At 64.9% G+C, this 26,217-nt stretch carries 23 protein-coding genes and 1 pseudogene; 14 read left to right on the top strand and 10 right to left on the bottom strand.

Annotated elements, in window-relative coordinates:
• The first annotated feature begins 52 nt into the window (after positions 1–52).
• The 3 genes from ACRQ5Q_RS36220 (at position 53) to ACRQ5Q_RS36210 (ending at position 4,187) form a co-directional block, all read left to right on the top strand.
• Positions 53–2,650, top strand: coding sequence for an AMP-binding protein (locus tag ACRQ5Q_RS36220; RefSeq protein WP_439394660.1), 2,598 nt, complete (start codon positions 53–55; stop codon positions 2,648–2,650).
• A 145-nt stretch (positions 2,651–2,795) separates the two neighbouring features.
• Entirely contained in the window at positions 2,796–3,524 is a 729-nt protein-coding gene (locus ACRQ5Q_RS36215; RefSeq protein ID WP_439394659.1) for a hypothetical protein, read from the top strand.
• Positions 3,525–3,761: 237 nt separating this feature from the next.
• A complete protein-coding gene (locus ACRQ5Q_RS36210; RefSeq protein WP_439370377.1) occupies positions 3,762–4,187 on the top strand; it encodes a YybH family protein in 426 nt (141 codons plus the stop codon).
• Between the two features lie 889 nt (positions 4,188–5,076).
• Here the strand turns inward: ACRQ5Q_RS36210 and ACRQ5Q_RS36205 are convergent.
• Positions 5,077–6,189 (bottom strand): helix-turn-helix transcriptional regulator, encoded by a 1,113-nt coding sequence (locus ACRQ5Q_RS36205; protein WP_439394657.1) that lies wholly within the window; start codon positions 6,187–6,189, stop codon positions 5,077–5,079.
• Positions 6,190–6,744: 555 nt separating this feature from the next.
• On the opposite strand from ACRQ5Q_RS36205, the gene ACRQ5Q_RS36200 reads away from it, so the two are divergent.
• The 9 genes and pseudogenes from ACRQ5Q_RS36200 (at position 6,745) to ACRQ5Q_RS36160 (ending at position 14,040) form a co-directional block, all read left to right on the top strand.
• Positions 6,745–6,924, top strand: a complete 180-nt coding sequence (locus ACRQ5Q_RS36200) for a hypothetical protein (RefSeq protein ID WP_439375800.1) — start codon at positions 6,745–6,747, stop codon at positions 6,922–6,924.
• Between the two features lie 807 nt (positions 6,925–7,731).
• A complete protein-coding gene (locus ACRQ5Q_RS36195; RefSeq protein WP_439370374.1) occupies positions 7,732–8,898 on the top strand; it encodes a cytochrome P450 in 1,167 nt (388 codons plus the stop codon).
• 367 nt (positions 8,899–9,265) lie between these two features.
• Positions 9,266–10,216: an aliphatic sulfonate ABC transporter substrate-binding protein gene (locus tag ACRQ5Q_RS36190; RefSeq protein WP_439370373.1), complete on the top strand. Its 951-nt coding sequence runs from the start codon at positions 9,266–9,268 to the stop codon at positions 10,214–10,216.
• 2 nt (positions 10,217–10,218) lie between these two features.
• Complete coding sequence (locus ACRQ5Q_RS36185) at positions 10,219–10,341, top strand: hypothetical protein (protein WP_439370372.1); 123 nt, start codon at positions 10,219–10,221, stop codon at positions 10,339–10,341.
• Positions 10,342–10,351: 10 nt separating this feature from the next.
• Positions 10,352–11,515, top strand: a complete 1,164-nt coding sequence (gene ssuD, locus ACRQ5Q_RS36180) for an FMNH2-dependent alkanesulfonate monooxygenase (RefSeq protein ID WP_439394655.1) — start codon at positions 10,352–10,354, stop codon at positions 11,513–11,515.
• Entirely contained in the window at positions 11,512–12,318 is an 807-nt protein-coding gene (locus ACRQ5Q_RS36175; protein WP_439370370.1) for an ABC transporter permease subunit, read from the top strand. Before ssuD ends, ACRQ5Q_RS36175 begins: the two co-directional genes overlap by 4 nt.
• 212 nt (positions 12,319–12,530) lie before the next feature.
• Positions 12,531–13,175, top strand: a pseudogene (locus ACRQ5Q_RS36170) (ABC transporter ATP-binding protein); the annotation flags it as partial.
• A gap of 32 nt (positions 13,176–13,207) precedes the next feature.
• Positions 13,208–13,789 (top strand): flavin reductase family protein, encoded by a 582-nt coding sequence (locus ACRQ5Q_RS36165; protein ID WP_439370369.1) that lies wholly within the window; start codon positions 13,208–13,210, stop codon positions 13,787–13,789.
• 95 nt (positions 13,790–13,884) lie between these two features.
• Positions 13,885–14,040, top strand: a complete 156-nt coding sequence (locus tag ACRQ5Q_RS36160) for a hypothetical protein (RefSeq protein WP_439370368.1) — start codon at positions 13,885–13,887, stop codon at positions 14,038–14,040.
• A gap of 117 nt (positions 14,041–14,157) precedes the next feature.
• Here the strand turns inward: ACRQ5Q_RS36160 and ACRQ5Q_RS36155 are convergent, their stop codons facing one another.
• On the bottom strand, positions 14,158–15,306 hold the full coding sequence (locus ACRQ5Q_RS36155) for a M20 family metallopeptidase (RefSeq protein WP_439394654.1): 1,149 nt from the start codon (positions 15,304–15,306) through the stop codon (positions 14,158–14,160).
• A 612-nt stretch (positions 15,307–15,918) separates the two neighbouring features.
• On the opposite strand from ACRQ5Q_RS36155, the gene ACRQ5Q_RS36150 reads away from it, so the two are divergent.
• Positions 15,919–16,251, top strand: coding sequence for a GYD domain-containing protein (locus ACRQ5Q_RS36150; protein WP_439370366.1), 333 nt, complete (start codon positions 15,919–15,921; stop codon positions 16,249–16,251).
• A gap of 84 nt (positions 16,252–16,335) precedes the next feature.
• Here the strand turns inward: ACRQ5Q_RS36150 and flbD are convergent, their stop codons facing one another.
• The 8 genes from flbD to ACRQ5Q_RS36110 form a co-directional block, all read right to left on the bottom strand.
• Positions 16,336–17,718 carry a sigma-54-dependent transcriptional regulator FlbD gene (gene flbD, locus ACRQ5Q_RS36145; RefSeq protein WP_439394652.1) on the bottom strand — a complete coding sequence of 461 codons (1,383 nt, stop codon included), beginning with the start codon at positions 17,716–17,718 and terminating at the stop codon, positions 16,336–16,338.
• A gap of 50 nt (positions 17,719–17,768) precedes the next feature.
• On the bottom strand, positions 17,769–18,116 hold the full coding sequence (fliN, locus tag ACRQ5Q_RS36140) for a flagellar motor switch protein FliN (protein WP_254146279.1): 348 nt from the start codon (positions 18,114–18,116) through the stop codon (positions 17,769–17,771).
• A 3-nt stretch (positions 18,117–18,119) separates the two neighbouring features.
• A complete protein-coding gene (locus ACRQ5Q_RS36135) occupies positions 18,120–18,740 on the bottom strand; it encodes a FliH/SctL family protein (protein WP_439370364.1) in 621 nt (206 codons plus the stop codon).
• Positions 18,740–19,837: a flagellar motor switch protein FliG gene (gene fliG, locus ACRQ5Q_RS36130; protein ID WP_439370363.1), complete on the bottom strand. Its 1,098-nt coding sequence runs from the start codon at positions 19,835–19,837 to the stop codon at positions 18,740–18,742. The genes ACRQ5Q_RS36135 and fliG overlap by 1 nt, the downstream gene beginning before the upstream one ends.
• Positions 19,838–19,867: 30 nt before the next feature.
• Positions 19,868–21,481, bottom strand: coding sequence for a flagellar basal-body MS-ring/collar protein FliF (gene fliF / locus ACRQ5Q_RS36125; RefSeq protein ID WP_439394650.1), 1,614 nt, complete (start codon positions 21,479–21,481; stop codon positions 19,868–19,870).
• 188 nt (positions 21,482–21,669) lie between these two features.
• Entirely contained in the window at positions 21,670–21,945 is a 276-nt protein-coding gene (gene sciP / locus ACRQ5Q_RS36120) for a CtrA inhibitor SciP (protein WP_002714638.1), read from the bottom strand.
• Positions 21,946–22,302: 357 nt separating this feature from the next.
• Complete coding sequence (locus ACRQ5Q_RS36115) at positions 22,303–23,010, bottom strand: flagellar hook assembly protein FlgD (protein WP_439394648.1); 708 nt, start codon at positions 23,008–23,010, stop codon at positions 22,303–22,305.
• 13 nt (positions 23,011–23,023) lie between these two features.
• Complete coding sequence (locus ACRQ5Q_RS36110; RefSeq protein WP_439394646.1) at positions 23,024–24,646, bottom strand: flagellar hook-length control protein FliK; 1,623 nt, start codon at positions 24,644–24,646, stop codon at positions 23,024–23,026.
• A gap of 344 nt (positions 24,647–24,990) precedes the next feature.
• Here ACRQ5Q_RS36110 and mnmA point away from each other — a divergent pair, with 344 nt between their 5' ends.
• Entirely contained in the window at positions 24,991–26,172 is a 1,182-nt protein-coding gene (gene mnmA, locus ACRQ5Q_RS36105) for a tRNA 2-thiouridine(34) synthase MnmA (protein ID WP_439394644.1), read from the top strand.
• Positions 26,173–26,217: the final 45 nt, after the last annotated feature.

Raw genomic sequence — 26,217 nt, 5'->3', positions numbered from 1 at the left:
GCGGGCAATTGCGGCGGCTTTGCCCATCCCCCTGAAGATGCCAGAGCCCGCTGTGACGAATTTGCTCCGAGAGATCGCGAAGTCGTCCGAGGAAATCTCGTTTGCTCCCGACGGCACAGACCCCGGCGCGCGATGCACGCTGGGCGAGGTCATTGGTCGGACTGCCAGCCGATTTCCGCATCGGACCGCGATCGTCTCCACCACGTCTGCGCCTCTGACCTATGGCGATCTTCAGCGCAGGTTGGACGACATTCGCGGGCAGTTGCGTTTGGGTGGGTTCGATTGCGACGCTCGGATCGGGGTGCTCATGCCGTTCGGTCCGGAGGCGGTTCTCGCCATCGTGGCCGTGGCTTGCTGCAGCATCGCGGTTCCTCTCGATCCGCGGCTGTCCCCGGCGGAGATCGATCAGCGCTTCGACATGCTGCGCCTGAACGCTCTTGTCGTGCTGCAAGGCAGCGGCACTGAAGCGCGGCAAGCGGCCGAGCGGCGCGGGATCTCCATCATCGAAGCCGTTCCGGTCGCACATGGCCAGCTTGGACTTGATGTCACCGTGCGGGCTGCCGATCGCGCCGCCATCGACGCTGAGCCAGCTCCACACTCGCCAGCCTTCATCCTGCAGACGTCGGGCACGACCGCGCAGCCAAAGCTCATTCCGTTCAGCCACGGCAACATGCTGGCCGCGGCCGCGCGTCTCCAGGCCTGGTTCGGCCTCACGCACCAGGACCGCTGCTTGAGCGTGTCGCCCCCATTCTATTCTCATGGGCTCAAAGTAACGGTGTTCACACCGCTGCTGACCGGCGGCAGCATCGCTGTCCCGGAAAACAATGCCATCGTCGCGCTGGATGAGTGGCTGGATTGTCTGAGCCCGACCTGGTACTCGGCAGGTCCTGCGCTTCATGCTGCAGTGCTGGACAAGGTGAGAGCGCTCGCAGATGCGCGCGCGCCGCACACGTTGCGGTTCGTCGTATCGGGCGGCGCGCCGCTGCCGCCGGACGTACGGGACGGCCTGCAGCGCATTTTAGGCGCGCCTGTGCTGGAGCATTATGGCTCCAGCGAAGCCGCGCAGATCGCCGCCAATCTGCCGCCGCCCGGCGCGAACAGGCCAGGGACCTGCGGCCAACCTTGGCCTGGAACTCTGGTTATCGCCAGTGAGGATGGGCGTTTCCTGGCGGCGGGCGAGCGCGGCGAGATCTGGATCCGTGGCCCCACGGTGTTCTCCGGCTATCTCGATGCGCCGGAGCTCAATCAAGCTGCTTTCGTCGATGGCTGGTTTCGCACGGGCGACATCGGCAGCCTCGACGAAGACGGCTTTCTCTCCTTGCATGGTCGCCTGAGCGAACTGATCAATCGCGGCGGCGAGAAGATTGCTCCTGCCGAGGTCGAATCCGCCTTGCTACGCCATCCGGCTGTAGCCGAGGCTGCCGCCTTTGCCCTCCCTCATCCACGTCTTGGCGAGGACGTCGCCGCCGCAATCATTGCCCGCCCCGGGGCGCAAGTCACACCCGAGGAGCTTCGCGAGTTCCTGCGGCCCGAGTTGACATCGTTCAAGGTTCCGCGACGCATTGTGATCCTCGACCAACTGCCAAAGGGCGCGACGGGAAAAGTGCAACGCCGTCGATTGCGCGAATGGCTCCGCGAACCGCCGGATCGTCAGCGGGCAATGCCTGTGCCGGTCGCGCCCAAAGCGTCGCTGGACCTGGAAGGTGAATTGCTGACGCTGTGGCGGAGACTGCTCAAGTCCGATGCCGTGACGCTCGACGACGATTTCTTTGCATGCGGAGGTGACTCGCTGCTCGCGATGGAGATGCTGATCGAGCTCGGACAGCTGATCGGTCAAGCCGTGCCGGAAACGATCCTCTTCGGAGCGGAAACCATCCGGCAGCTCGTCCACAAGATTGACACGCAAATCGACACGCAAGCGACACCCTTCATCCACTTTCACGGCGGCGGCAATCGGCCTCCGCTGCACTTCTTCAATGGAGACCTCGTCAGCGGACACGCGAGCGTGCGGCGAATGGTTGAGCTCCTCGGCCCCGATCATCCCATCATTTCCATCAATCCGCACGGTCTTCGTGGTGAGTTGGTGCCGCCCTCGATCGAGCAAATGGCCGCCGAGCGCCTGCCGCTCATCCTGGAACGGCAGGCTTGTGGCCCTTTCTTCCTGGGCGGCAAATGCAACGGCGCAATGGTGGCGTTCGAAATAGCGCGCCAATTGATGGATGCTGGACACAAGGTTCACATGGTCGCGATGGTCGACCCGCCGACCGTCAATGCCCGTCCGCTGACGCGGGCGATCGTTGGCGTGATGAAGCCCGTGGTTCCATCCCGCGTCCTGCGCGGGACGTTTGAATGCCTGGCACAGTGGGAGCGGTACGCCAAGCGGTCGGCGAGCCAGCCGGTTGTGGTCGCCAAGACTGAAGTCCCGCAGCCGCTGTGGTACGCTTATTCAATAGCAATGGCGCGATATCTTCCGGCGCCGCTCGACGTCCCCGTGGTTTTCTACGCCGCCGAACACGATGGCGAGGGGTGGAGGCGTCTCAGTCCTCGATTGGATGTCGTCCAGATTCCCTGGGGACATTATGGTTGTCTGACAATGGGCGCGGAACCTCTGGTTGATCATCTGCGGCAGAGAATCGCCGACTGCAGCTGATCGGCCGCCATTGAACTGCGTCCGGCTCAAGGTTCCTCGCGGCTCCCGCACAATGAATCCATGGCTCCGCCAGATTTGGGCCGCATGGCGGCCTATCTCGCCGAGAAGGGTCATGCCGGTGGGGGCGCCACACCGGGAGTTTTCGATGTCCGGTCATTTGCGACTTTGTCAGGCGAGTTTAGTTCTTGTTGGGGTTCTGGCCGCGCAACCTGCGTTCTCCGACCCATTTGCCGATCTTTTCATTGGCCCTGCGCGCGAGCCGGCGGCGACCGCTCCGGCGCAGGCGGAATGCTTGTCGCGGCCCGGTAACTCGGCCGGTGCGGACCAGCACTGGGTCTATCGGCGAGACCAGGGCCGCAAATGCTGGTTCCTGGCGGAGCATGTCACCACGGTGAAAAAGCCGGCTCATGGTCGCGTGGCCCATCGCCGCGCCGATCCTGACGAGAACGAAACTGCGCCGCGCAGGCGGCGGATCTCGGTCGTGGATGCGCGTGCCGAGTTGGAGCGCTCCACACCGGCAGAGGGCGTCCAGCCGACGCCGCCTCCAACCGAGGTCAAGGTCGCTGATGCCGCTCTCGTTGTCGGTACGGGCACGACGCCCTTGATGCCGGCCGCGCCCGCTAGCCCTGTTCAAACCGGCCAGCCCACGCCTGAGAACGCCGTGCCGGCCATCGCGGATCTGCAAAAGCTTGTAGCGCCCGCCAGCGACGCGGCCTCTATTCAGGTGCCACCGGTGAGCATCCGCGTTGCGGAGGCGGCCGACGAGGGAGGCTCAATGGCAAGCTGGGTGGGCTTGCTGCTGATGGCCCTGGGTATTGGCTCTGTCTTAAGCTCGAGCCGCGCGCTGCGCGATGCCGTGCTGTTGCGCCATTGAGCGAATGGGCAGCCCGGCTCTCACAGCTGGCGGGCCTCTTTCCTCGGCAAAGCGTTTTGCACGTCCCGCAGCATTGCTCATCTCGTTTGCCGCATCCTGCATCTCGTCAATATTGCTTACGGTAATCCTCCGGAGTTGCTGTTTAGTCAAACGCGGCCTGGGATGCGGCATTGAACGCATCCCCTGTGGAGCAACGGCCGCGCTGCATTCGAGTCGTAGATTCAGTTGGAGGTGATTATGCGCAGCATCGGGTTGGTGATTGTATTCGTGATCGCGTTGGCGGCTCCGGCATTGGCGCAGAAGCCCGAGATTGAAGCGATCAATGCCAAATTTGTCGAATTGTTCAACAAGGGCGATTTCTCTGGCATTGCGTCGCTCTATAGCGCCGATGCGATCGTGCTGCCGCCCGGTTCTTCGATGGTGCAGGGTCGAGCAGCCATCGAAGGAATGTGGAAAAGCATGGCGGAGCAGGTCGGCGATCCCAGGCTCGCGACGGTTGACGTGAAGGCGCTTGGCCCTTTGGCGGCGCGCGAGATCGGCACGTTTGCTCTGAAGACCAAGGCGTCGACGCCGCAGGAAGTGACCGGGAAGTACGTCGTTGTTTGGGAAAAGGTCGGAAATGACTGGAAGCTCGCCACCGACATATGGAACGAGGGCAAGTAGGCCGCTCGTGGGCGGACTTGAGGCCGCTCCGACTTCCGTCGATATTCCGTTGCGTTCGCTTCGCGCATGTACGGCGCGCGCTAAGGGAAAATCTTCTTTTAGGATTCCGGCATCGTCGACAAACGCGCGACCGCGATCTTGGTTGATGGCACCTGCTTCTACGTCAACTTCCATCGCATCGCCACGCAGGGCCGTTTCAGCGCCGCGCAGCGCGACCGGCTTGGGGGCGATCGCGGCGAGCATGGCCCGCCATTTTTAGGAGACGGCAGCGCCGGATCAGTCTCTCGCTGCCGTGTTCGCCACCCGCCCGCCGCTCAGGCTGATGCCGAGCCCTTGCGAGATCGCTTCGGAGCTGAAGCCTGCGAGGATGCCGCGGCGGGGCCGGCGCGCACTCCGCCCTCACCCTGAGGGCCCGCATCGGCGGGCGTCTCGAAGGGGCGGCTGCGGGCGAGCTATCCGACACGCTTTTTCAGATGCGATAGGCCTGCGGAACGAGAGGCGCCATGCAATTCCTGCGCTTCCGCAGAGCTGGCAATCCTGCAGCGCTCAATGAGCGCCGCGCTACAGGGGAAGTCGCGCCCGATAGGGCGCAGTCAGCAGTAGCATGAAAAGCGCTCGTTCGGCCTGGTACTTTGCGGCAGGTCGACTGGCTTCCCGGCCCTGCATCACGACGACTCCTTGCACGGTGCAGACGCTCCAGGTCCATTTCCTTCGCCTGCGCTGTGCCAGGGTCACTTCGAAAATCGGAAATTCCGGTCCCGCCATCCCCGCCGCTTCTCGCCAGAAATCTACTCAGGCGGAGTTGAACCCGGAGGGCCGACCTGTGTCTTCACCCATATGGGTGAAGGGGAGCCTGCTCATACCGTGGCAGATCCGGCCTGGCGAGGCCTCAATCATTCATTGGCAATCTGGGGATGGCGCCGAAGAGCGCGGCTGCGCTCTTCTGGTTACGCGTTCCCGTCTTGGCAAGGACTGCCTTGATCTGCGTGCGGATTGTCTCGCGGCTTAGCCCGTGATGCGACGCAATGTCGCCGATCGTCTGTCCTTGCGCGATGCCGCGCGCAACGCGCGCCTCGCTGGGGGTGAGATCAAACAGCCCACGAATGAGCGCCAGGCTCGGCGCCTGGGAGGCGGTGACTGGCGTCGCAATGAGGAGGCCAACCGCCCCATCAAACAGATCGCGTGCTTCACCCGGCATCGGGACGAGATGGAGGACCACCCGGTCAAGATCGCTTGTGCGACGCGCGGCGAAGGAGCACACGGCTTTCTCCGGCAAATCGAGTTGAGCTAGACCAGCGCGCAGCATTGTATCGGCGGCGCGGTCCCTGATTGCGATCCGGTCCTTCGGCAACCAGTTCAGAACGTCCGTCATGCCTTCGATCAAGGCGTTCGCTGCCAGAACCCGTCCTGAGCGGGCAATCGCGACGGCTGGCAAGCCGACGAGCGACAGCGCCTCGGTCGCCGCCCGCATCCGGGTCAGACGCCAGCGCGTCGACAGCAGAGCTGCGCGCGCGAGATGGGGGCGAAACCGGTCGAGAAAGTCAAGGTCCTGCCGCGAAAAGGCCGGCCGGCCGGCCAATCGTTCCATATGGAAAACGATGATCTCACCGGAAGGGCTGCGGACGGCCGTCGCGCAAGCGTGCTCGAATCCCCACTTCTTGTTCCATTCCGCCCGATAGGGATCACGCTCCCATTCTTCCAGCGAAAACACATCCTGATCGCTGACGAAGCCGGGGTGATCGCGTGCCAGGAGCCTGGGGGTCGTCTCGGTGCGACTGGAGATGCCGTCACGCAGGAACGCCGAGAATGCCTCACGGATCGACGGCGACGTCACGACACCATTCCAGACACCAGACCACTGATCGGAGTCCGAGGTAATCATGACCATGCCATGCGCACCTGCGGCATGAGCGATGTCTTCCAGGACGTCCGGCCAGAGTTCCGGGACAGTCGCGGCCTCATGGATGCGATCCACAATCTGCTCGAAATCGATGCCCGTCATGGCTGCGCTTGACCCATCAGATTCGACCGATCGTTCAGCCGCGCGGCGTGCATTTTTGCATGAGTCTTCATGCTGCGCTCGCCTGAGGCCCTTGATACCAACCCCCTTCAGCGGAACTCAATTGCTACTTTTTCCCGAGTGGGCCCGTGGACGCCTAGCAGAAATCATGTCCACATTTCATTCAACTATTTGAGAGGTCTAAGGTTATCGCGGCACGGGTAATCGCTGTACTCCAGCCGGCCGCGCCTTTTTTCTGTTTGAAGCCATGTCGGCTGATCGCGGCAGATCGAAAATGGCGCGCATGGCCAGACCGGCGTGATAACCGACGGCGAACATCGCCCTGCTGTCCAGCGTGTCCGCGGCCGAGACCAGACCGCACATTGGCAGACGTGGGCAAGCCCGCGCGAGTGAGAGCCGAATGCGACGAACCCGGACACTCGTCTCCAGCGCGTCTGATGGAGACGACCGCACCTCGCCCGCGGCGGCAGCCAATTTCGTGTCTGCTCCGCCGAATAGGGGTAGAGTGCCCCGGGGTCACATCCGAGGAGCAACAACATGACGCTACTTCCTGAGCTGGTTATTGCTAGGATCGACCGGCATGTCTTCGCGGTCATGACCAACACGACGCCGCCCCGCGATCCTGATGACGACGAAGAGGATGAGGAGGACGAGCAAGACGATGAAGAGGACGAAACCGACGAACCGGCGGTCGTGCGCGAGCCGGACGAGGACTAGGCAGGAGGCTTGGACATTGTCTGAGCTGCGGTGAGTGCGATCCCCAGCCTGCGTGCAGCAGCGCGCTGGTCCGCCCGGCGGCTTTCAAGCCCGGTCTGATTCCGAGAGCAGCGGGCAGACGTTGAATGGACCACGGTTCTCGGGCGGCGACCTATCGGCGTTCGCGGGTAGAGGAGGCGAGCATGACTCTCGTATGGCTTGGAGTGCTCCTTGTTTTCGGCGGCATATTCCAAATGGCGTTTCAGCCGATTTGGCGGAGCCGATTTAGCGGTGGGAAGTGGCTTCGCTCCGGGCGTGACACGCTGGAGCCTGAAAGGCCCGGTAGCGGCTTCGGCGTCAAATCGAACTGGCCCGGACTGGTGATGGTCGCGCTTGGCGGCGCTTTCTTGCTGGCCGGAGCTGCGATCTGACTTGAAAGCAGACAAAGGCTTGAGAAGATACGATAGCCGAACCCGGAGGGGACTCGGCGGATCGAACAACACGAACTTTGGACCCGCCAGAATGACGGTTCGTCGGGCGGCTCTGACGCTCACTCCCGAAGTTAGAGCACGTCGGGGCGGCCAAACGTCTGACAACCCAAAGCTAACCCGACGATTGCTTCTCGACAGCCGCCGCGATCCTCTCCAGGGCGGCGTTTGTGTGCCGCAAGTCGGCCAGGTGTAGTTCGTCGTAACGTGGTCAGCCGTTTCTTTGCGGCATGCATCCGACTTGCGAAGAGATGCTCGTCCCTATCGCGAGGGACAGACGCCGGCGCCGGACTTCGCTAATCTGGCCTGGAGGAAACGAAAATCCAGGGGAGCCGCCGCCTTGAGCACCGCGCCGCGCATCGACATCGATCCTGATGCATTCTGGGCCGATCCCTATCCGATGCTCGCGAAGATGCGAAAGGACGCGCCGATCGCCTTCGTCCCGCAGCTCGGCTCGACGCTGCTGACGAGCCGCGACGACATCTCGATCTCGGAGAAGCAGATCGACGTGTTCTCCTCGCACCAGCCGGCCGGCCTGATGAACCGGCTGATGGGGCACAACATGATGCGCAAGGACGGCGAGGCGCACCAGGTCGAGCGGCGCGCGATGTTTCCGACGATCTCGCCGAAGACCGTGAAGGCGCACTGGACCGCGTTGTTCCAGGCCCATGCCGACCGCATCCTCGATTCGATCAAGCCAGGCCGCATCGACTTCATGCGCGATTTCGCGCTGCCGTTCTCCGGCGAATGCCTGAAATCGATCACCGGCCTCACCAACATCGGCTTCCAGGACATGGACGCGTGGTCGCAGGGCATGATCGAGGGCATCGCCAACTATGCCGGCGATCCCGCGGTCGAGGCGCGCTGCCACGCGGCGACCTCGGGCATCGATGCCGCGATCGACGACATCCTGCCGGTGATGCGCAAGCATCCCGACCAGAGCATTTTGGGCGTGCTGCTTGCCTCGGGCATGCCGATGGAGAGCGTGCGCGCGAATGTCAAACTCGCGATATCGGGCGGTCAGAACGAGCCGCGCAAGGCGATCGCCGGCACGGTGTGGGCGCTCTTGACCCATCCCGACCAGCTCGACCTGGTCCTGCGCGGCGAAGTGTCCTGGCTGCAGGCCTTCGAGGAATATGCCCGCTGGATCTCACCGATCGGCATGTCGCCGCGGCGCATCGCAAAGCCGTGGATCATTCGCGATGTCGCATTCGAGCTCGACGAGCGCGTGTTCCTGATGTTCGGCTCCGCCAACCGCGATGAGAAGCATTTTGAGCGCGCCGACCAGTTCGACGTGCGGCGTGACACGTCGAAGAGCGTCGCCTTCGGCGCCGGCCCGCATTTCTGCGCCGGCGCCTTTGCCTCGCGCGCCATGATCGCCGACGTCGCGCTGCCGACATTGTTCGCCCGAACCAAACGGCTCGAGATCGCCGACGACGAGCCGGTGCGGATCGGCGGCTGGGCGTTCCGAGGACTGCAGAATTTGCCGGTCCGGTGGTCGCAATAGACCGGCGGGTGCCCTCCGTCCCGAGCACCGCCATGATGCCATTATGCCCCTGTTTTGCCCGACGGGTCAAAAGAATTTCGGATAATACGTAAGATCTTGCTTTCACAAGCCCCGGCTACTGTGCATGGGGTTGTTTTGCGACTTCTATGTTCCGGTGTCAGGACCGCGGACGGAATCGGCGCGGCTCTCACATTCGCGTGCGGAAATTTCCATCTGCATCGTCGCGGCTGCTTGAAAGATTAATCATGCACTCGGCCACAGGCGCAGTGCTCGCATCGCTATTTTCCCGCACGTCTCGACACCTCCGACAAGGCACACCATCATTCCCGAAACACGAATGATGACGGCCACCGGCCGGGAGCGTGGAATGCGACGTCGGGACTTTCTCAAGCTATCCGCCGGAACTGTTGCGCTGGCGGCGCTGTCCGCACCTGCCATCGCGCAAGGTGCCGTGAAGGAAATTCGTATCGGCTACCAGAAGAACGGCGTGCTGGTCATCACGCGCCAGCAGGCCGCACTGGAAAAACATTTCGCGGCCCAGGGCATCGAGGTGAAATGGGTCGAGTTCTCCTCAGGCCCGCCAATGATGGAGGCGATGAATGTCGGCAGCGTCGATTACGGCGCCGTCGGCGATTCCCCGCCGGTGTTCGCCCAGGCCGCGGGCGCGGCGATCGTCTATGCCGCCGGCCAGCCCGTCACCAACGGCCAGGGCATCCTGGTGCCGAAGGATTCGCCGATCCGTTCCATCGCTGAACTGAAGGGCAAGCGCGTCGGCTTCACCAAGGGCTCCAGCGCCCACAACATCGTGGTGCAGACGCTGGAGAAGGCCGGTCTCACCTATGCCGACATCACCCCCGTCTATCTGACCCCGCCGGACGCGGGCCCCGCCTTCGCCAATGGCAGCATCGACGCCTGGGCGATCTGGGATCCCTATTTCGCGATCGGCGAGACCAGGCAGAACGGCCGCATCCTGATCAATGCGCGCGAGGTCACCAAGACCAACTCCTTCTACATCGCCAATCGCGACTTCGCGAAGAACCACGGCGCCGTCCTGCAGCAGATCGTCGACGTCACCACCGCGACCGCCAGATGGGCCGAGCAGCATCGCGACGAAGTGGCAAAGTCGCTCGCCGCCGTCACCGCCATTCCCCTGGATGTCCAGACCATCGCGGCCAACCGCTCGTCCTTCGTGGTCGGACCCGTCACCGACGACATCGTCGCGACCCAGCAGGGCGTTGCCGACCGCTTCCACAAGCTCGGCCTGATCCCGAGGCCGATCGTCATCCGCGACATCGTCTGGCGCAACCCGGCAGCCTGACCTTGCCGACCGATCTTCCCACCTCAAAGGGTCTGAACATGAAGCGCATCGTTCAACGCGTGATCGCAGCCATCGTCATGTCGATCGGCATCGTCGCGGCCGCCGTCGGCACCACATACGGCTAGGAGTGTGTCCATGAGCCAATCCAGCGCCAACATCCTCTGGTTCCTGCCGACCCACGGCGACGGCCGCTATCTCGGCACCGCGACCGGCGGCCGCGAGGTCAACTTCAACTATCTGCGCCAGGTCGCGCAGGCCGCCGACCAGCTCGGCTATTTCGGCGTGCTGCTACCGACAGGACGGTCCTGCGAGGATTCCTGGATCGTCGCTTCCTCAGTCGCACCGTTCACGGAGCGGCTGCGCTATCTCGTGGCCGTCAGGCCCGGCCTGCAATCGCCGAGCGTAGCGGCGCGCATGACGGCGACGCTGGACCGCGTCACCAATGGCCGGCTGCTGATCAATGTCGTCACCGGCGGTGATCCCGTCGAGAACAAGGGCGACGGCATCTTCCTCGGCCATGACGAACGTTACGAGGTCACCCGCGAGTTCCTCAACGTCTATAGCGACCTGCTCGCGGGCAAGGTGGTCAATGTCGAGGGCAAGCACATCCGCATCGAAGGCGGCAAGCTGCTGTTTCCCCCGCTGCAGGCGCCGCGGCCGCCGCTCTATTTCGGCGGCTCGTCCGATGCCGGCATCGACGTCGCTGTCGACACCGTCGACAAATATCTCACCTGGGGCGAGCCGCCGGCGCAGGTTGCCGAGAAGATCGCGAAGGTGAGGGAGGTCGCCGCCGCACGCGGCCGCAAGCTGTCCTTCGGCATCCGTCTTCACGTCATCGTCCGCGAGACCAATGAAGAGGCCTGGCGCGCCGCGAACGAGCTGATCAAGCATGTCAGCGACGAGACCATTGCGACTGCGCAGAAGAACTTTGCGCGGATGGACTCCGTCGGCCAGCAGCGCATGGCGCAGCTCCATGGCGGCAAGCGCGACAAGCTCGAGATCGCTCCGAACCTGTGGGCCGGTGTCGGCCTCGTCCGCGGCGGCGCCGGCACCGCGCTGGTCGGTGACGCCCGGACCGTCGCAGCCCGCATTAGGGAGTACCAGGACATCGGCATCGATACGTTCATCATGTCGGGCTACCCGCATCTGGAGGAAGCCTATCGCTTCGCCGAGCTGGTGTTCCCGCTGCTCTCGCTGGAGCAGCCTTCAAACGTGACCAGGCTGCACTTCAACGGCGGCCCGTTCGGCGAAACCGTCGGCAACGACTTCCGCCCGCATAAGGAGGCATCGCAATCATGAGCCTCATCGACAGCATCTCTCTTCCGCGCAGCGTCCGCCTGCCGCGCGTCGACGGCCTGGTGCAGTGGATCGTGCCGCTCGCCATCATCGCGATCTGGCAGGTCGCCTGCGTCACCGGCTTCGTGCCGACGCGCGTGCTGCCGGCGCCGAGCGACGTCGCGCTGGCGGGCTGGAAGCTGCTGCTCTCCGGCGAGCTCGTCCGCAACATCTGGGTCTCGTTCTGGCGCGCCTCGATCGGCTTCCTGATCGGCGGCAGCATAGGATTTGCCTTCGGGCTCGCGAACGGCCTGTCGCAGCTCTCCGCCAAGCTCACCGACACCACGCTGCAGATGGTGCGCAACGTGCCGCATCTGGCGCTGATCCCGCTGGTCATCCTCTGGTTCGGCATCGACGAGAGCGCCAAGCTCTTCCTGGTGGCGCTGGGCGTGTTCTTCCCGATCTACCTCAACACCCTGCACGGCATCCGCACCGTCGATCCGCAGCTGATCGAGATGGGCCGCATCTACGGCATGACCGATGGCGAGTTGTTCCGCCGCGTCATCTTCCCGGGCGCGCTGCCCTCGATCTTCGTCGGCATCCGCTTCGCGCTCGGAATCATGTGGCTGACACTGATCGTCGCCGAGACCATCGCGGCGTCCTCGGGCCTCGGCTACATGGCGATGCAGGCGCGCGAGTTCATGTTGATCGACGTCGTCGTGCTCTCGATCCTGATCTATGCCCTGCTCGGCAAGCTCGCCGACAGCGCCTCCCGCGTGCTGGAGCGGGCGACGCTCTCCTGGCACCCCGCCTTCCAGAAACGTTGAGCAGAAATACCGGGAATCACATGCAGACAGCGCTTCGTACGTCCCTGCCCGAAACCGAGCTCGCCAGCCGCGCCAGTTTCGCCCCTCACGCCCGAGTGGTCCGCGAGGAGCGGCCGGTTCAGGCCAGCGGCCTGCCGCTCAGCATCCGGGGCCTGCGCAAATCCTTCGGCAGCAACGAGGTGCTGCGGGGCATCGATCTGCACATCCCCGCCGGCCAGTTCGTCGCCATCGTCGGCAAGAGCGGCTGCGGCAAGAGCACGCTGCTGCGCCTGATCGCCGGCCTGGAGAAGGTCGATGCCGGCAGCATCAGCTTCGGCGGCGAGGTCCAGGCGGAGGACATCCGCGTGATGTTCCAGGAGCCGCGGCTCTTGCCCTGGGCGCGCGTGCTCGCCAATGTCGAGGTCGGTCTCGGCCGCGATCGCGCATCGCAGGATGCGCATGCGCGCGCAGAGAAGGCGTTGACCGAGGTCGGCCTCGCCGATAAGCGCGACCAGTGGCCTTCGGTGCTCTCGGGCGGCCAGAAGCAGCGCGTCGCGCTCGGCCGCGCACTGGTGTCCCGTCCGCGGGTACTCGCCTTCGACGAGCCGCTCGGCGCGCTCGATGCCCTGACCCGCATCTCGATGCAGCGGCTCCTGGAGCGCGTCTGGCGCGACCAGGGCTTTACCGCGATCCTGGTCACCCACGATGTCGCCGAGGCGGTAGCCCTGGCCGACCGGGTGCTGGTGATCGAGGAGGGCCGGATCGCTCATGACGTCACGGTTAACGCGGCCCGGCCTCGCCAGCGTGGCTCCGCAGAGCTGGCGGGCCTGGAAGGCTCGATCCTGAGCCACCTTTTGTCGGCGGACGATCGTACCTAAATACAGGGGAACCCCATTTCGGGGACCATGCCATGAATGTAGTGCCCCGCGATCTCATGACCGAAATCCCCGTCTCGCCCGCCGATTTCCGCGGGGCCATGCGCCACCTCACCGGCGGCGTCAGCGTCATCACCGCCGGCCGGGGCAAGGACATCACCGGCATGACGGTGACTTCCGTGACCTCGCTGTCGGTGGAGCCGCCGACCCTGCTGGTCAGCATCAATCGCGATGCCTCCTCCTTCCCGCTGATCAGGCGCCATGGCGCCTTCGGCGTGAACATCCTCAATGCCGACCAGCTCGATATCGCGGAGCGTTTTGCCGGCAAGGGCGGGCTGAAGGGCGCCGACCGCTTCGCAGGCAGCCAGTGGGTGACGGCGGTCTCGGGCGTGCCGCTGCTGGTCGGCGCATTGTCGGTGTTCGACTGCGAGGTCGAGGAGATCGTCGAGCGGCACTCGCACGGCATCGTCATCGGCCGCGTCAGGGACGTCAGGAACTCGACCCGCAACGCGGCGCTCGCCTATTGGCACGGCCAGTATGTGGCGGTCGATCAGGACGAGGACGCCGCAAGGCTCGCCGATGTCAGCCTTCCCGCGCGCACCCGGCGCGGCATTTGATCGCCGCGGACAAGCGCCGCGCAGGCTGGCCTTTTCCGCCTCATCGCTCTAGAAGCGCTTGAGCCGTCCCGCCGGGACGGCCCTGGAGCGGATCGATGAAGCGCGTCGCGACCCTAGCCTTCTACGCCATCGGCGCGCTCGCGATCGCCTATCTCGCGCTCTATGCCTACGCGATGTTCTCGGGGCAGCCGATCATTCCCGGTGACCCCATCCACATTTTCCGCAAGCCCGACGCGCCGAGTTATTCGTAGAATTCGGGAGGTCTCGTAGGGGGGGCAAAGCGAAGCGTGCTCACCACCTCTGCCCAGCGAAGACGAATGGTGGGCACGGCGCAAGTGCGCCTTTGCCCACCCTACGGCACCTCTCCCTCACCCCCTTAAAATCGCCAGCGCGAGCGCCTGCGCGCGCGGGACGATGCTGTCGATCTCGAGATATTCCTCCGGCGTATGTGCGAGGCCGCCGACCGGGCCGAGGCCGCAGATGGTCGGCGTGCCCACGGCCGCGGTGAAGCCGGAATCGGCGCAGCCGCCGGAGAACTCGCCCTGCAGCGTGGTGAGGCCGACCTGTCTTGCGGCGGCCTGATAAACTTCGAACAGCGTCTTCGACTCCGCGCTCTGCACCACCGGCACGAACTCGCCCTTGATCGTCAGCGTCGCGCTGGTGCCCGGCACGTAGGAGGTCGCGACGATCTTTTGAATCGCACCCATGATCCGCGCGCGATCGGCGGGATCGACATAGCGCAGGTCGATCTGGCCTTCGGCATAAGGCGCCGTCGTGTTGACGGACTGTCCTCCGGAGACGAGGCCGACGTTGAGCGTGATGCCCTTGTCGAGGTCGGTCAGCGCGTGGATCTGGACGATCTTGTGCGCGAGCTCGCCGATGGCGCTCACGCCGGCGGCGAAATTGGCGCCGGAATGCGCGGCCTTGCCGGTGATGGTCATGTGCATGAAGATGCCGCCCTTACGCCCCGTCACGACATTGCCCGTGGGCCGCCCCGGCTCGGAGTTGAACACCGCGCGCGCGGCGCGTCCCTCGCGCTCGATGATGGGGCGGCAGGCGGGCGAGCCAATCTCCTCGTCCGAGGTGATCAGCACCTTGATCGGGTGCGGCGAGCCGCCGAACTTGTGGAAGGCGGTCGCCACGAACACGTTCATGACGAGGCCGGACTTCATGTCGGAAACCCCCGGTCCGTAGGCGCGGCCGTCCCGGATCGTGAACGGCCGCCGCCCGGCCTCGCCCTTGCCGAACACGGTGTCGCGATGCCCCATCAACAGCACCGGCTTTTCGTTGCTGCCGGGCTTGGTCACCTCGGCATGGATCGCATCGCCGAAGGTGGCATTGGCCTCGCGCCGGAACGGAATGCCGTGCTCGGTAAAATGCCGCTCGAACCGCGCACCGACCGCATCGACGCCTTCCTTGTCATAGGATCCGGAATCGATGTTCACGACGTCGTGCAAGAGATCGATCATCGCCTGCTTCTGCGACGCCAGCCAGTCCGTGATTTGAGCTTCAGACATATGTACCCTCGTGGTTCTCACGCGGGGTTATAGGACCTTGCGCCGGCGTGACCTAGTCGCCGGATGCGGTGCGGCTATGTGTTCGGTGCTCCAAAAGTGCGGCCGGCTAGCGGCCTGGCTGCGCCATCGCCTCGACACCGCGAAGCTGCATCTCGACGGGCCAGCGCACCGATCTTCCGGCCCATGTCCTTGCCGACTTCGGTCGAGAAGCGGTAGTGGAAGCCGGCCCAGATGCGCGCATTGGCGACATCATCCACGACGAATATTCCATGGCCTGCCGTTTCGAGTTGAAGGACAGAGAAGGTGGGCGCGGACTGTGGCCGAGATCACCTCACTCCAAAATTCTATCGATCCTGATGCGTATCGATAGTGAACTGCTTCACTCGCGGCAGCACGATAGACGCCCTTCAAATGGGTAGGCTTGGCTTACCGTTCGCGCCGCACTGCGGAGTTGGCTATACTCGACACAAGCTGCCAGTTGGACGTGCCGAGGTCCGCAGCTCTATTTTCAAGGCAGCTCGCGTGCCGTCGGCAGGCCTTGCCTTGCTCTCGCTCGGAGAGCTCTTTCCAAAACTACAAATGTTGTCGGTCCAACCTTCGACGGAGAGAAACATGCCGCTGTTCATCTCGTACGTCTCATACTCAAACGCGGGCATCAAGGGAATGGTCGACAAGCCGATCGATCGTACCTCAGTCATCGGTGCGCTGGTCGAGAAAGCCGGCGGAAAGCTCCAGGGAGCTTTCATGACGACTGGTCAGCACGACGCAGTGCTCGTCACGGAGTTTCCCGATGGCTCCGATGCTATTGCGATCGGAATGGTTGCCGCCGCCAGTGGCGCCGTCTCCAAGATCGAAACCGTGCGCGCCTGGAAGATGGGCGAATTCAAGAGCATCGCGGAAAAGGCCGCGAAGCTCGCAAGCACCTACGTCCCGCCGGGCAAATAGTCGGACAGATCGCGACATCATCGGGCCCGGAACGCTTGCGGCGCTCCGGGCCCTTTTGCTGACGTCGAGCTTGCAGATCGGCGCTCACCCCATGGCCGGCACGCGCGGATATTCACCCGGCGTGCCCGCCGGCGGGATCTGGATGCCGCCGTCGGCGTATTCGTTGAGCTTGTTGCGCAGCGTGCGGATGGAGATGCCGAGGATGTTGGCGGCATGGGTCCGGTTGCCGAGGCAGTGCTTCAGCGTCTCCAGGATCAGGTCGCGTTCGACGTCGGCGACGGTGCGTCCCACGAGCGCGCGCGTCACCTGCTCGGCGGCCATGGTCGCATGAGCCACGGCCGGTGCGGTCCTGGCGAGGTCGAGGCGGTCGCCGTCCGGCGTGATGATTGCATCGGGACCGATCTCGTCGCCCTGCGCCATCAGCACCGCGCGGTGCATGGTGTTTTCGAGCTCGCGGACGTTGCCCTGCCAGCGGTTCGTGGAGAGCACGCGGCGCGCCTCCGCCGAGAGCGGGCGGATCGGCACGCCATTGGCCTCGGCATATTTCTTCACGAAGTGCTGGGCGAGCTCGAGGATGTCGGCGGGACGTTCGCGCAGCGGCGGAATCTTCAAGTTCACGACGTTCAGGCGGAACAGCAAGTCCTCGCGGAACCTGCCCTCACGCACGGCCTCCGCAAGGTTGCGGTTCGAGGTCGCGATGATGCGGATATCGACAGGCACCGGCTTGGTGCCGCCGACGCGATCGATCACCCGCTCCTGGATGGCGCGCAGCAGTTTTGATTGCAGGCGGACGTCCATCTCGGAGATTTCGTCCAGCAGCAGCGTGCCGCCGGTGGCTTCCTCGAACTTGCCGATGCGGCGGGCGACGGCGCCCGTGAAGGCGCCCTTCTCATGGCCGAACAGTTCGGACTCCAGCAGGTGCTCGGGGATCGCGGCGCAGTTGATCGAGATGAACGGCCGCTTGGCCCGGGCCGAGCGGGTGTGGACGTAGCGGGCCAGCACTTCCTTGCCCGTGCCGGACTCGCCGGTGATCATCACCGAGGCATCGGAGCCCGCGATCTGCTGCGCGAGTTTGATCACCCTGGCCATCGCCTCATCGCGATAGACCAGCTCGCGGGAATCGTTGGCGACGGCTGCCAGCACCGCGGCGATCAGCTCAGGATCCGGCGGCAGCGGGATGTATTCCTTGGCGCCGGCGTGGATCGCGGCGACCGCGGCGCGGGTGTCGTTGGTGATGCCGCACGCGACGATCGGAGCGTGGATGTGCTCGGCTTCGAGCCGCATCACGAGGTCACGGATGTCGAGGGCGACATCGACCAGCAGGAGGTCGGCGCCCTTGCCGCCGCGCAGCACGCGCATCGCCTGCTCGTGATTCTCGGCGTGGGTCACGGTGGCGCCGTTCTCCATCGCGATCTTGGTGGCGGTGGTGAGCTGGCCCTTCAATGTGCCAACGATGAGAAGCCGCATGTCAGTCTCCTGTCGGTCTGGTCGCGCTGCCGCGCGTCATTCCCAGCGTATTAGCTGCGCTCGGTCTTGATGATTTCGGTCATGGTCACGCCGAGCTTGTCCTCGACCAGGACGACCTCGCCGCGAGCGACAAGCTTGTTGTTGACGTAGATGTCGATGGCCTCGCCGACGCGCCGGTCGAGCTCGAGCACGGTGCCCGGCCCGAGCTTGAGGAGCTCGCCGACATCCATCTTGGAGCGGCCGAGCACGGCCGAGACCTGCACCGGCACGTCGAACACGGCCTCGAGGTCGGCGGCGGCGCGCGCCGCATATTCGTCCTCGTTGTAGCCGACGTCAGCGCTCGGCGGCATCGGGCCGTTGAGATCGGGCAGCGGGACCTGTCCGTCGGTGTCGCTCATGGCTTAGCTCCCCCTTCGGGACGCGATATAGCGTCCGACCATGTCGTCGATCTTGGCCGCGACGGCGCCGCGCTCCAGCACGACGCCGCCATCGGCCCATTCGATCCGGCAGTCGCCAGTGGCAATTTCCGGCTCGGCCAGGATCACCAGCCGGCCTTCGAAGCCGCTCTGCTTGGCGAGCCGCTCGATCTTCTCGCGGGCGCTGTCGTAGAGCGAATCGTTGATGCGGACGACGAGATGGGGCGTGGCGACCAGGTGCGAGAAGCAGTCCTTGACCAGCGCGACGATCTCGCCGAGCGGCTCGGCGGCGACGAGGTCGGCGCACAGCTTGCGCGCCACCGCGACCGCGACGTCGACCGCCTCGGTCTCCATCTTTGACTCGATGTTGCCGATGCCGGAGGCGATGCCCCGGATCCCGATGTTGATCTCTTCCATGGCGAGTGCGACGCGGCGGTCGCTCTCGGCCTTGGCCTCGCGCTGGCCGGCGGCAAAGCCGTCCCGATAGGCGCGCGCTTCGGCTTCCGCGATCTTCTGCGCGATCTCGGCCGCGGTCGCGGCCTTCTCGCGCGACCGCTCGGGAGCGGCGAAGTCGGTGTCGAACAGGAATTTTGCCGGAGCGGCCATCAGTACACCAGCTCGTCGTCGGCGCGGTTCTTGGTCAGCATGATCTCGCCCTTGGCGGCGAGGTCCTTGGCGAGGTTGACCAGCAGCGCCTGGGCCTCGTCGACGTCGCGCAGGCGGACCGGGCCCATGGCCGCCATGTCGTCCTGGAGCATCTTGGCCGCACGCGAGGACATGTTGCCGAAGAAGAAGTTGCGGACGTCCTCGTTGGCGCTCTTGAGCGCGACGCCGAGCTTGTCCTTGTCGACGTTGCGCATCAACGTCTGGGCCGAGCCGGAATCCAGCTTCACGAGGTCGTCGAAGGTGAACATCAGCGCCTTGATGCGCTCGGCGGATTCGCGGTTGTCCTCTTCCAGCGAGGTGATGAAGCGGGTTTCGGTCTGGCGGTCGAAATTGTTGAAGATTTCCGCCATCACCTCGTGGGCGTCGCGACGGCGGGTCTGCGACAGGTTGGACATGAATTCGGTGCGCAGCGTCTTCTCCACGCTCTCGATCACCTCCTTCTGCACCGCTTCCATCTTCAGCATGCGGTTGACGACGTCGAGCGCGAGCTCCTCGGGCAGGATGCCGAGCACGCGGGCGGCGTGTTCCGACTTCAGCTTCGACAGCACCACGGCGATGGTCTGCGGGTATTCGTTCTTGAGATAGTTGGCGAGCACCTCTTCCTGCACGTTGGAGAGCTTCTCCCACATGTTACGCCCGGCGGGGCCGCGGATCTCGTCCATGATGCCGTTGACCCGCTCCGGCGGCAGGTATTGCTGCAGCAGGCGCTCGGTGGCGTCGAAATTGCCCATCAGCGCGCCCGAGGCCGACATGCGCGAGACGAATTCGAGCAGCATGTCCTCGACGGTGTCGACCTCGACGGTGCCGAGCGTCGACATTTCCAGCGAAAGCTGGCGCACCTCGTCGTCGTCGAGCAGGCTCCAGATCTTGCCGCCATATTGCTCGCCGAGTGCGAGCATCAGGATCGCGGCGCGGCGCGGCCCGGACAATTGCGCGGCGCCCTTGCCGTCGGCGGCGCGGCTGCCGGCGCGCTGGCCGAGCGTGGAGATCACGCTGGTGATGTCGTTGGAGTTGGCGTTTTGCAAGGAGGCGGCCATGTCAGATCACTTCTTGATTCAGTTGGCGGATTACTTGGCTGGCTCGGTGAGCCATTGGCGGATGATGGCGACGGTTTCGTTGGGGTTGCGCTCGGCGAGCTCGCCGACGCGATGAACGGACTGGGCGTGGACCTGGCCCTGGATGGTGGCGACGTCGATCGCGCTGGCGGCGCCGCCGGGCAGCAGGGGCTGTCCGCCGGCGGCCGGCGCGGCTTCTTCGGAGGAGGGGCCGGAGAGGACGCCGGAGATTGCGGCGGCGACTTCGTCGGAGGCGAGGATGCGCTTGACCAGCGGGCGGATCACCATGAACAGCACGACGAGGCCGAGCAGCATCATCACGCCGAGCTCGACGAAGTACATGACGTCGTCCTTGGTGAACTGCAGCATGCCGAGGAAGCCGCCGGGTTCGCCGATCGGAGCGGTGGAGGGGGCGTCGGCGAAGCGCAAATTGACGACCTCGACCTGGTCGCCGCGCTTCTGGTCGAAGCCGATCGCCGAGCGCACCAGGGTGGCGATGCGGTCGAGCTGCTCCTTGGTGCGGTCCTGATAGGCCAGCTCGCCCTTGTCGTTCTTGGTGTAGATGCCGTCGACCAGCACCGCGACCGAGATGCGGTTGACCCGGCCGGCTTCGGTCACCTCGGTCTTGGTGATGCGGGAGATCTCGTAATTGTTGGTCTCCTCGGTCTTCTTGCTCTGGTCCTTGGCCGCGACGCCGTTGCTCTGCTGGTTGCCGGGCAGCTCGTTGTTGACGGTGACCTGACCGTTGTTGTCGGCGGTCATGCTGCTTTCTTCGCGGGTCTGGCTCGAGCGCAGCACGCGTCCCTCGGGATCGAACTTGTCCGAGGTCTGGGTGATCTTGTTGAAGTCGAAATCGGCCGAGAGCTGGACGCGGGCGCGCCCCGATCCGACCACCGAGGACACGATGTCCTCGACCTGCTTGCGCATCCGCTTCTCGAAGGCGGTGCGGCGCTCGTCGCCGAGCGCCTGCTCCGGATCGGTCTGGGCGCCGTCGGCGAGCAGCTGGCCGGCCTCGTCGACGATCGAGACCCGCTGCGGCTTCAGGCCGTTGACGGCGGAGGCGACGAGGTGGCGGATGGCGCGGATCTGCTGGGCTTCGAGCGATCCGCGGACGCGGACCACGATCGACGCTGACGGCTCCGGCGCCTCGCGGGCGAACAGCGGGCGCTCGGGCAGCACGAGGTGGACGCGGGCGGCCTGGATGCGGTCGATGGCGCGAATGGTGCGGGCGAGCTCGCCTTCCAGCGCGCGCAGATGATTGATGTTCTGGACGAAGGAGGTGGTGCCGAGCGCGTCCGACTTGTCGAACACCTCGTAGCCGACGCCGCCGCCCTTGGGCAGGCCACCCTCGGCGAGCTTCATTCTGAGGCGCGTGACCTTGTCCTTGGGCACCATGATGATCGAGCCCTCATTGCGGATCTCGAACTGGATGCCCTGGCGTTCCAGGTCTTTGACAATGCTGGAGGAATCTTCGACGCTGAGGTCCGTGAACAGCGTCGTCATCTGCGGCGTCGTGACCCGCATGATGACGAATGCGAAGAAGCCGATGAGCGCGGCGGTGACCGCGATCATGGCCCCGAACCGGGCGGCACCGATACTTTTTAAGAAGTCCGCAAGACCTTGCAAGCAACCGCCCCGAAGCTTCGACCCGCAACGGAGCGGTCGACTGGGCAATTATTGCCTAGGGGATGGTTTCGATATGGTTAACGAAGGTTAAGAGGTCGGACAAAAGTCGCCCCAAAAGGAAACATGCAAAAAATCGGCCTCGCTGGGCGAGGCCGATTTTCGTCAAAAGCCGCAGATTTCCGGATCGCTTACTGGCGATATTGCTGGATGCGGGTGGTGCGAAGACCCGCCAGACCGTGCTGGTCGATGGAAAACTGCCAGGAGAGGAATTCGTCGACCGTCAGGGTATAACGGCTGCAGGCCTCCTCGAGGGAGAGAAGTCCGCCGCGCACAGCGGCAACGACCTCGGCCTTGCGGCGGATGACCCAGCGTTTGGTGCCGGGCGCGGGCAGATCTGCGATCGTCAGCGGACTGCCGTCCGGCCCGATGACGTATTTTACCCTCGGGCGATGGGGTTCTGTCATGGCGTACTCACAAACTCTCAACCACTGAACTCACGCAGTAACCCTACGCCCCGCGGCTTAAAAATCCGCTAAGCCTAAGGCTTCAATACAATTCTCGTTGAAACTTGCGGGAACGCGGCCGGCCTGGCGGGCGGCAGGCCGGGCCAGGCGGGCAGAAGGTAAATACTTTACTAACAAACCCGGGCCCGAGCGCGGCGCCGCAAGGCCCTCAATGTCGTCCCGGCGAAGTCCGGGACCCATACCGCGTGATCTATCGATGAGACGCAGGTAGCAGTACCCAAAATGACTTCCTGACCACGAGTCCTCGCCAAATTTCTCGCCGGGATGACACCGAATGTGTCGCTCGCGCGCTCGCCTTCAATTACTACTCGTCGCAATGATGCTCTTAACCTGGCTCAGCGTGTAGCTGGCGCCGTCGATCGTGAGCAGCGGCGGCGACTGGGTCAGGTCGACCGACGACACCATGCCCTGCACCTGTGCGGCGATGCCGACATTGTTGTTGGCGACGTCCTTGCCCGTGGCCGAGATCGTGTACTTGCCGTCCGGCCACTGCGTGCCGTCATTGCCCTGGCCGTTCCAGGTGAAGGGAACGTCCGTGCCGGCGGCGGCGGTGTATTTGCCGGTGAAGACGGTCTGGCCGCTGGCATTGGCGATGGTGATGTCGACGGTGGAGTCGGAGGGCACGTTGAGGTGCCAGGTCGCCGACGAGTTCTTCATCGTCGCGGTCGAGCCATCGACCAGCGCGCTCTTGCCGACGAAGCCCAGCGCCTGGGTCGCCTGCGTGGTCTGCTGCAGGGTGACGAGCTGGGCCAGGGAATCGTTGGTCTTGAGCTGCTGCTCGACGCCGGCGAACTGCACCAGCTGCTGCGTGAACTGGTTGGTGTCGAGCGGATCGAGCGGGTTCTGGTTCTGCAGCTGCGTCGTCAGCAGGGTCAGGAAGGTCTGGAAGTTGCCGGCGAGCGTCGAGCCCGTGTTCGAGCTCATGGTCGAGCTCGAGGACGATTTCGGGATGTCGGTCGTGCCGGAGACGACGGCGGGGGCGGTGGCGGCATTCGTGGTGGTCATAAGCGAATACTCCTCACACTCTGATGTCGACGCCGCTGCTCGAGCCGAGCATGCGGCCATAGCCGCGCCCGACGGGCGCTGCGGGAACGCTGTCGTCCTCGCTGATGATCAGCCGGCGGGCATTGCCGCCATGGTCGTTGTTCTGACCGGACTGCTGGCCCGACGAATTCTGGTCGCGCAGGCTGAAGGAGAGCCCGTTGCTGCCGGTCTTGAAGCCGGCATCGTCGAGCGCGCGCTGCAATTGCGGCGCGTCCTGCCGCAGCATCTGCAGCGTCTCCGGCTTGTCGACCGTGAGATGCGAGGTGACCTGGCCGTTGCGGTCGACATTGATGCGGACGTCGATACGGCCCAGGTCGACCGGATCGAGGCTGATGTCGAAGCGTGTCTTGCCCGTGCGTGCGGCCGCCGCGATCTCGATCGGCACCGCGTTGATCGGCACCGCCGTCGAAGTCGCCGCGGTCGCGGTCAGTGTTGCGGTCGAGGCGGTTGCTGCGGAGCTCGTGTTTGTCAGCGGCGCCTGCACGGCGGATGGGGCCTGCGCGCCGGTGTCGGTCGGTGCCGCGAAGGCTTGCGCGCCTGCATGGGCATGCGTGTTCGGCGCGGCGGGTGCGGCGTCATTGGCGCCGGCCTTCACGTCGGCTTTCACCTCGGCCGTGCCGCCATCCGCCTGCGGCTTTGCCACTTGCCCATGCGCGGGGTTGGCGGTTGCCGCATTGTCCGGTGTGGGTGCGGCGTTCGTCTTGCCCGCATCCTGGCCGATATTCGAGACGTCGCTCACGCCGGCGGCGATCGCGGCGGCCTTGAACGAGGTCTTTGGCGTGCCCTGGTCCACAACGGCGATCAATCCACCATTGGTCTTGGAGTCGGTCGCGGTGCCGTCGGTCGTCGCAGTCGTGCCGGTCGCGGCATCGGCCAGCGTCGCCGAGGTGTCGGCATCGACTTTCGCGCCGGCCATCTTGGCGCTCTTGTCGCCGGCCGTCGCGGTCTCGGTCTTGCTGCCCGCAATCTGCGCCGCCGTGGACGCGCTGGCGGCGATGCCGGCGGCGGCGATCGTCAGCGGCGAGGCGGCCGCCTCGCTGGCCTGGTTTGCTGCCGCATTCGGACCGGCCGGCACGACAGCCGCGGCGACGACGACGGCGTTCGGATCGGGCTGAGCGGCCTGCGTCGCGTCAACCTGCGCGGCGGTTGCGGCGTCGAGGGGGGCGGCGAGGCTGTCGCTGCCCTCGGTCGTGTCGCTCTTGTCCTCGGATTTTTCGGCCGATTTCGCGTCGGACGCCTCTGGCTTGTCCTTGGTCGTGTCCGTCTTGACCTGATCCTTGCCCGCATCGTCCGTAGCTTCGCTCTTTGCGGGAACGGGCGTGTTGCTGTCGTCGCTGGCCTTGCTCTGCGCGGAGGATTGGGTGGAGGCGGTGTCGCGCGAACTGCGGTCGGAGGCGGAGGAGGACGAGGACTCGGTCCGGCGCGGCGCGGCGTCCTGGGCCGGCGCGTTATTGCTGATCCCCTGGGTGTTGCTGTCGACCAGCGAGCCGAAGGACTCGTTCGGTGACGTGCCCCTCGGCCCTTGCGACCGCGCAGGTTTCTGCTGCGCGCTCGAAACCTGGACGCTGGCAGCTAGATCTGAGGAAACACCGACCACAGGCAACCCCTTGGAAACATCTTCGGCCTTGGGGGTAGCAAGGAGCGGGCCAGCCTCCGCTGCGACGATTTATATAACGGAATCAATCAATTATTGAATTGATGGTCCCGTCACGCGGGGCGCGAAAGCCTCGCCATTTCTGCCGCCCCGGCAAGAATTGCCCTAAGCTCGAGGCCGGCGTGATTGCTTCACCGGAATGAGGCCTATATTAAAGAGGCAGCTCTCAGCCGCTTTCGACCGGGCAAGTCGGGCCCCTGCGGGAACCGAAGTTCCCTGGGGACCGTTCATGTCCCGGCCAGAAGCAAATCGCGGATCGCCGAACCGCCGTCACAGCTTAAGAACCCATGCGCAACAGTCTGGATCTCGAAGGCCGTCCTGAGGACACCAGGGTCGTCGTTGCCATGTCGGGCGGCGTCGATTCCTCGACGACGGCTGCGCTGCTGAAGGCTGAAGGCTACGACGTCGTCGGCATCACCCTGCAGCTCTACGACCACGGCGCGGCCACCCATCGCAAGGGCGCCTGCTGCGCCGGCCAGGACATCCACGACGCCCGCGACGTCGCGGCCAAGCTCGGCATTCCCCATTACGTGCTCGACTACGAGGATCGTTTTCGCGAGTCCGTCATCGACAATTTCGCCGACTCTTACGCGCTCGGCGAGACGCCGGTGCCGTGCATCGAGTGCAACCGCAGCGTCAAATTCCGCGACCTCCTCAAGACCGCCCGTGAGTTAGGAGCGCAGGCGCTCGCCACCGGCCATTACGTCGCCTCGCGCCTCCGGAGCGACGGTTCGCGCGCGCTGGTCTGCGCGGCCGACGGAGATCGCGACCAGAGCTATTTCCTGTTCGCGACCACGCAGGAGCAGCTCGACTTCCTGCGCTTCCCGCTCGGCGACATGACCAAGCCCGAGACGCGCGAGCTCGCGCGCCGCTTCGGCCTGTCCGTCGCCGACAAGCACGACAGCCAGGATATCTGCTTCGTGCCGACCGGCCGCTACACCGACATCATCACCCGCCTGCGTCCGAACGCGATGGACCCCGGCGATATCGTCGATCTCGACGGCCGCGTGCTGGGCCAGCATCACGGCATTGCCAATTTCACCGTCGGCCAGCGCCGCGGCCTCGGCATCGCCTCCGGCTCGCCGCTGTTCGTGGTGCGCCTCGATGCCCCGGGCCGCCGCGTCGTCGTCGGCCCGCGCGATGCGCTGAAGATGCACCGCATCAGCTTGCGCGACGTCAACTGGATCGGCGGCGGCGACATCGACCGCGCGATCGGCAATGGCCTCGAGATGTTCGTGCGTGTGCGCTCGACCCGCTCGCCGCAGCCGGCCTGGCTGCGCGGCGGAGGCGGCCATTACGAGGTCGAACTCGTCGCCGGCGAGGAGGGCGTCTCGCCCGGCCAGGCCTGCGTGTTCTACGACGCACCCAGTGGCCAGGCCCGCGTTCTCGGCGGTGGCTTTATTCAGAGCGCCGCGGCGAAGCTTGACGCTGCAACATCGCATCCGCTTGCGGAAGCCGTGCGCGGCTGACCATGAAGAGATTTAGTGTAACTGGTCGGGCCGGATTTACCTCTC

It is taken from the genome of Bradyrhizobium sp. PMVTL-01, from assembly GCF_051861855.1.
Lineage (GTDB): Bacteria > Pseudomonadota > Alphaproteobacteria > Rhizobiales > Xanthobacteraceae > Bradyrhizobium.
The sequence above is the reverse complement of the archived record's forward strand: the minus strand, read 5'-3'. Positions and strand labels throughout refer to the sequence as shown.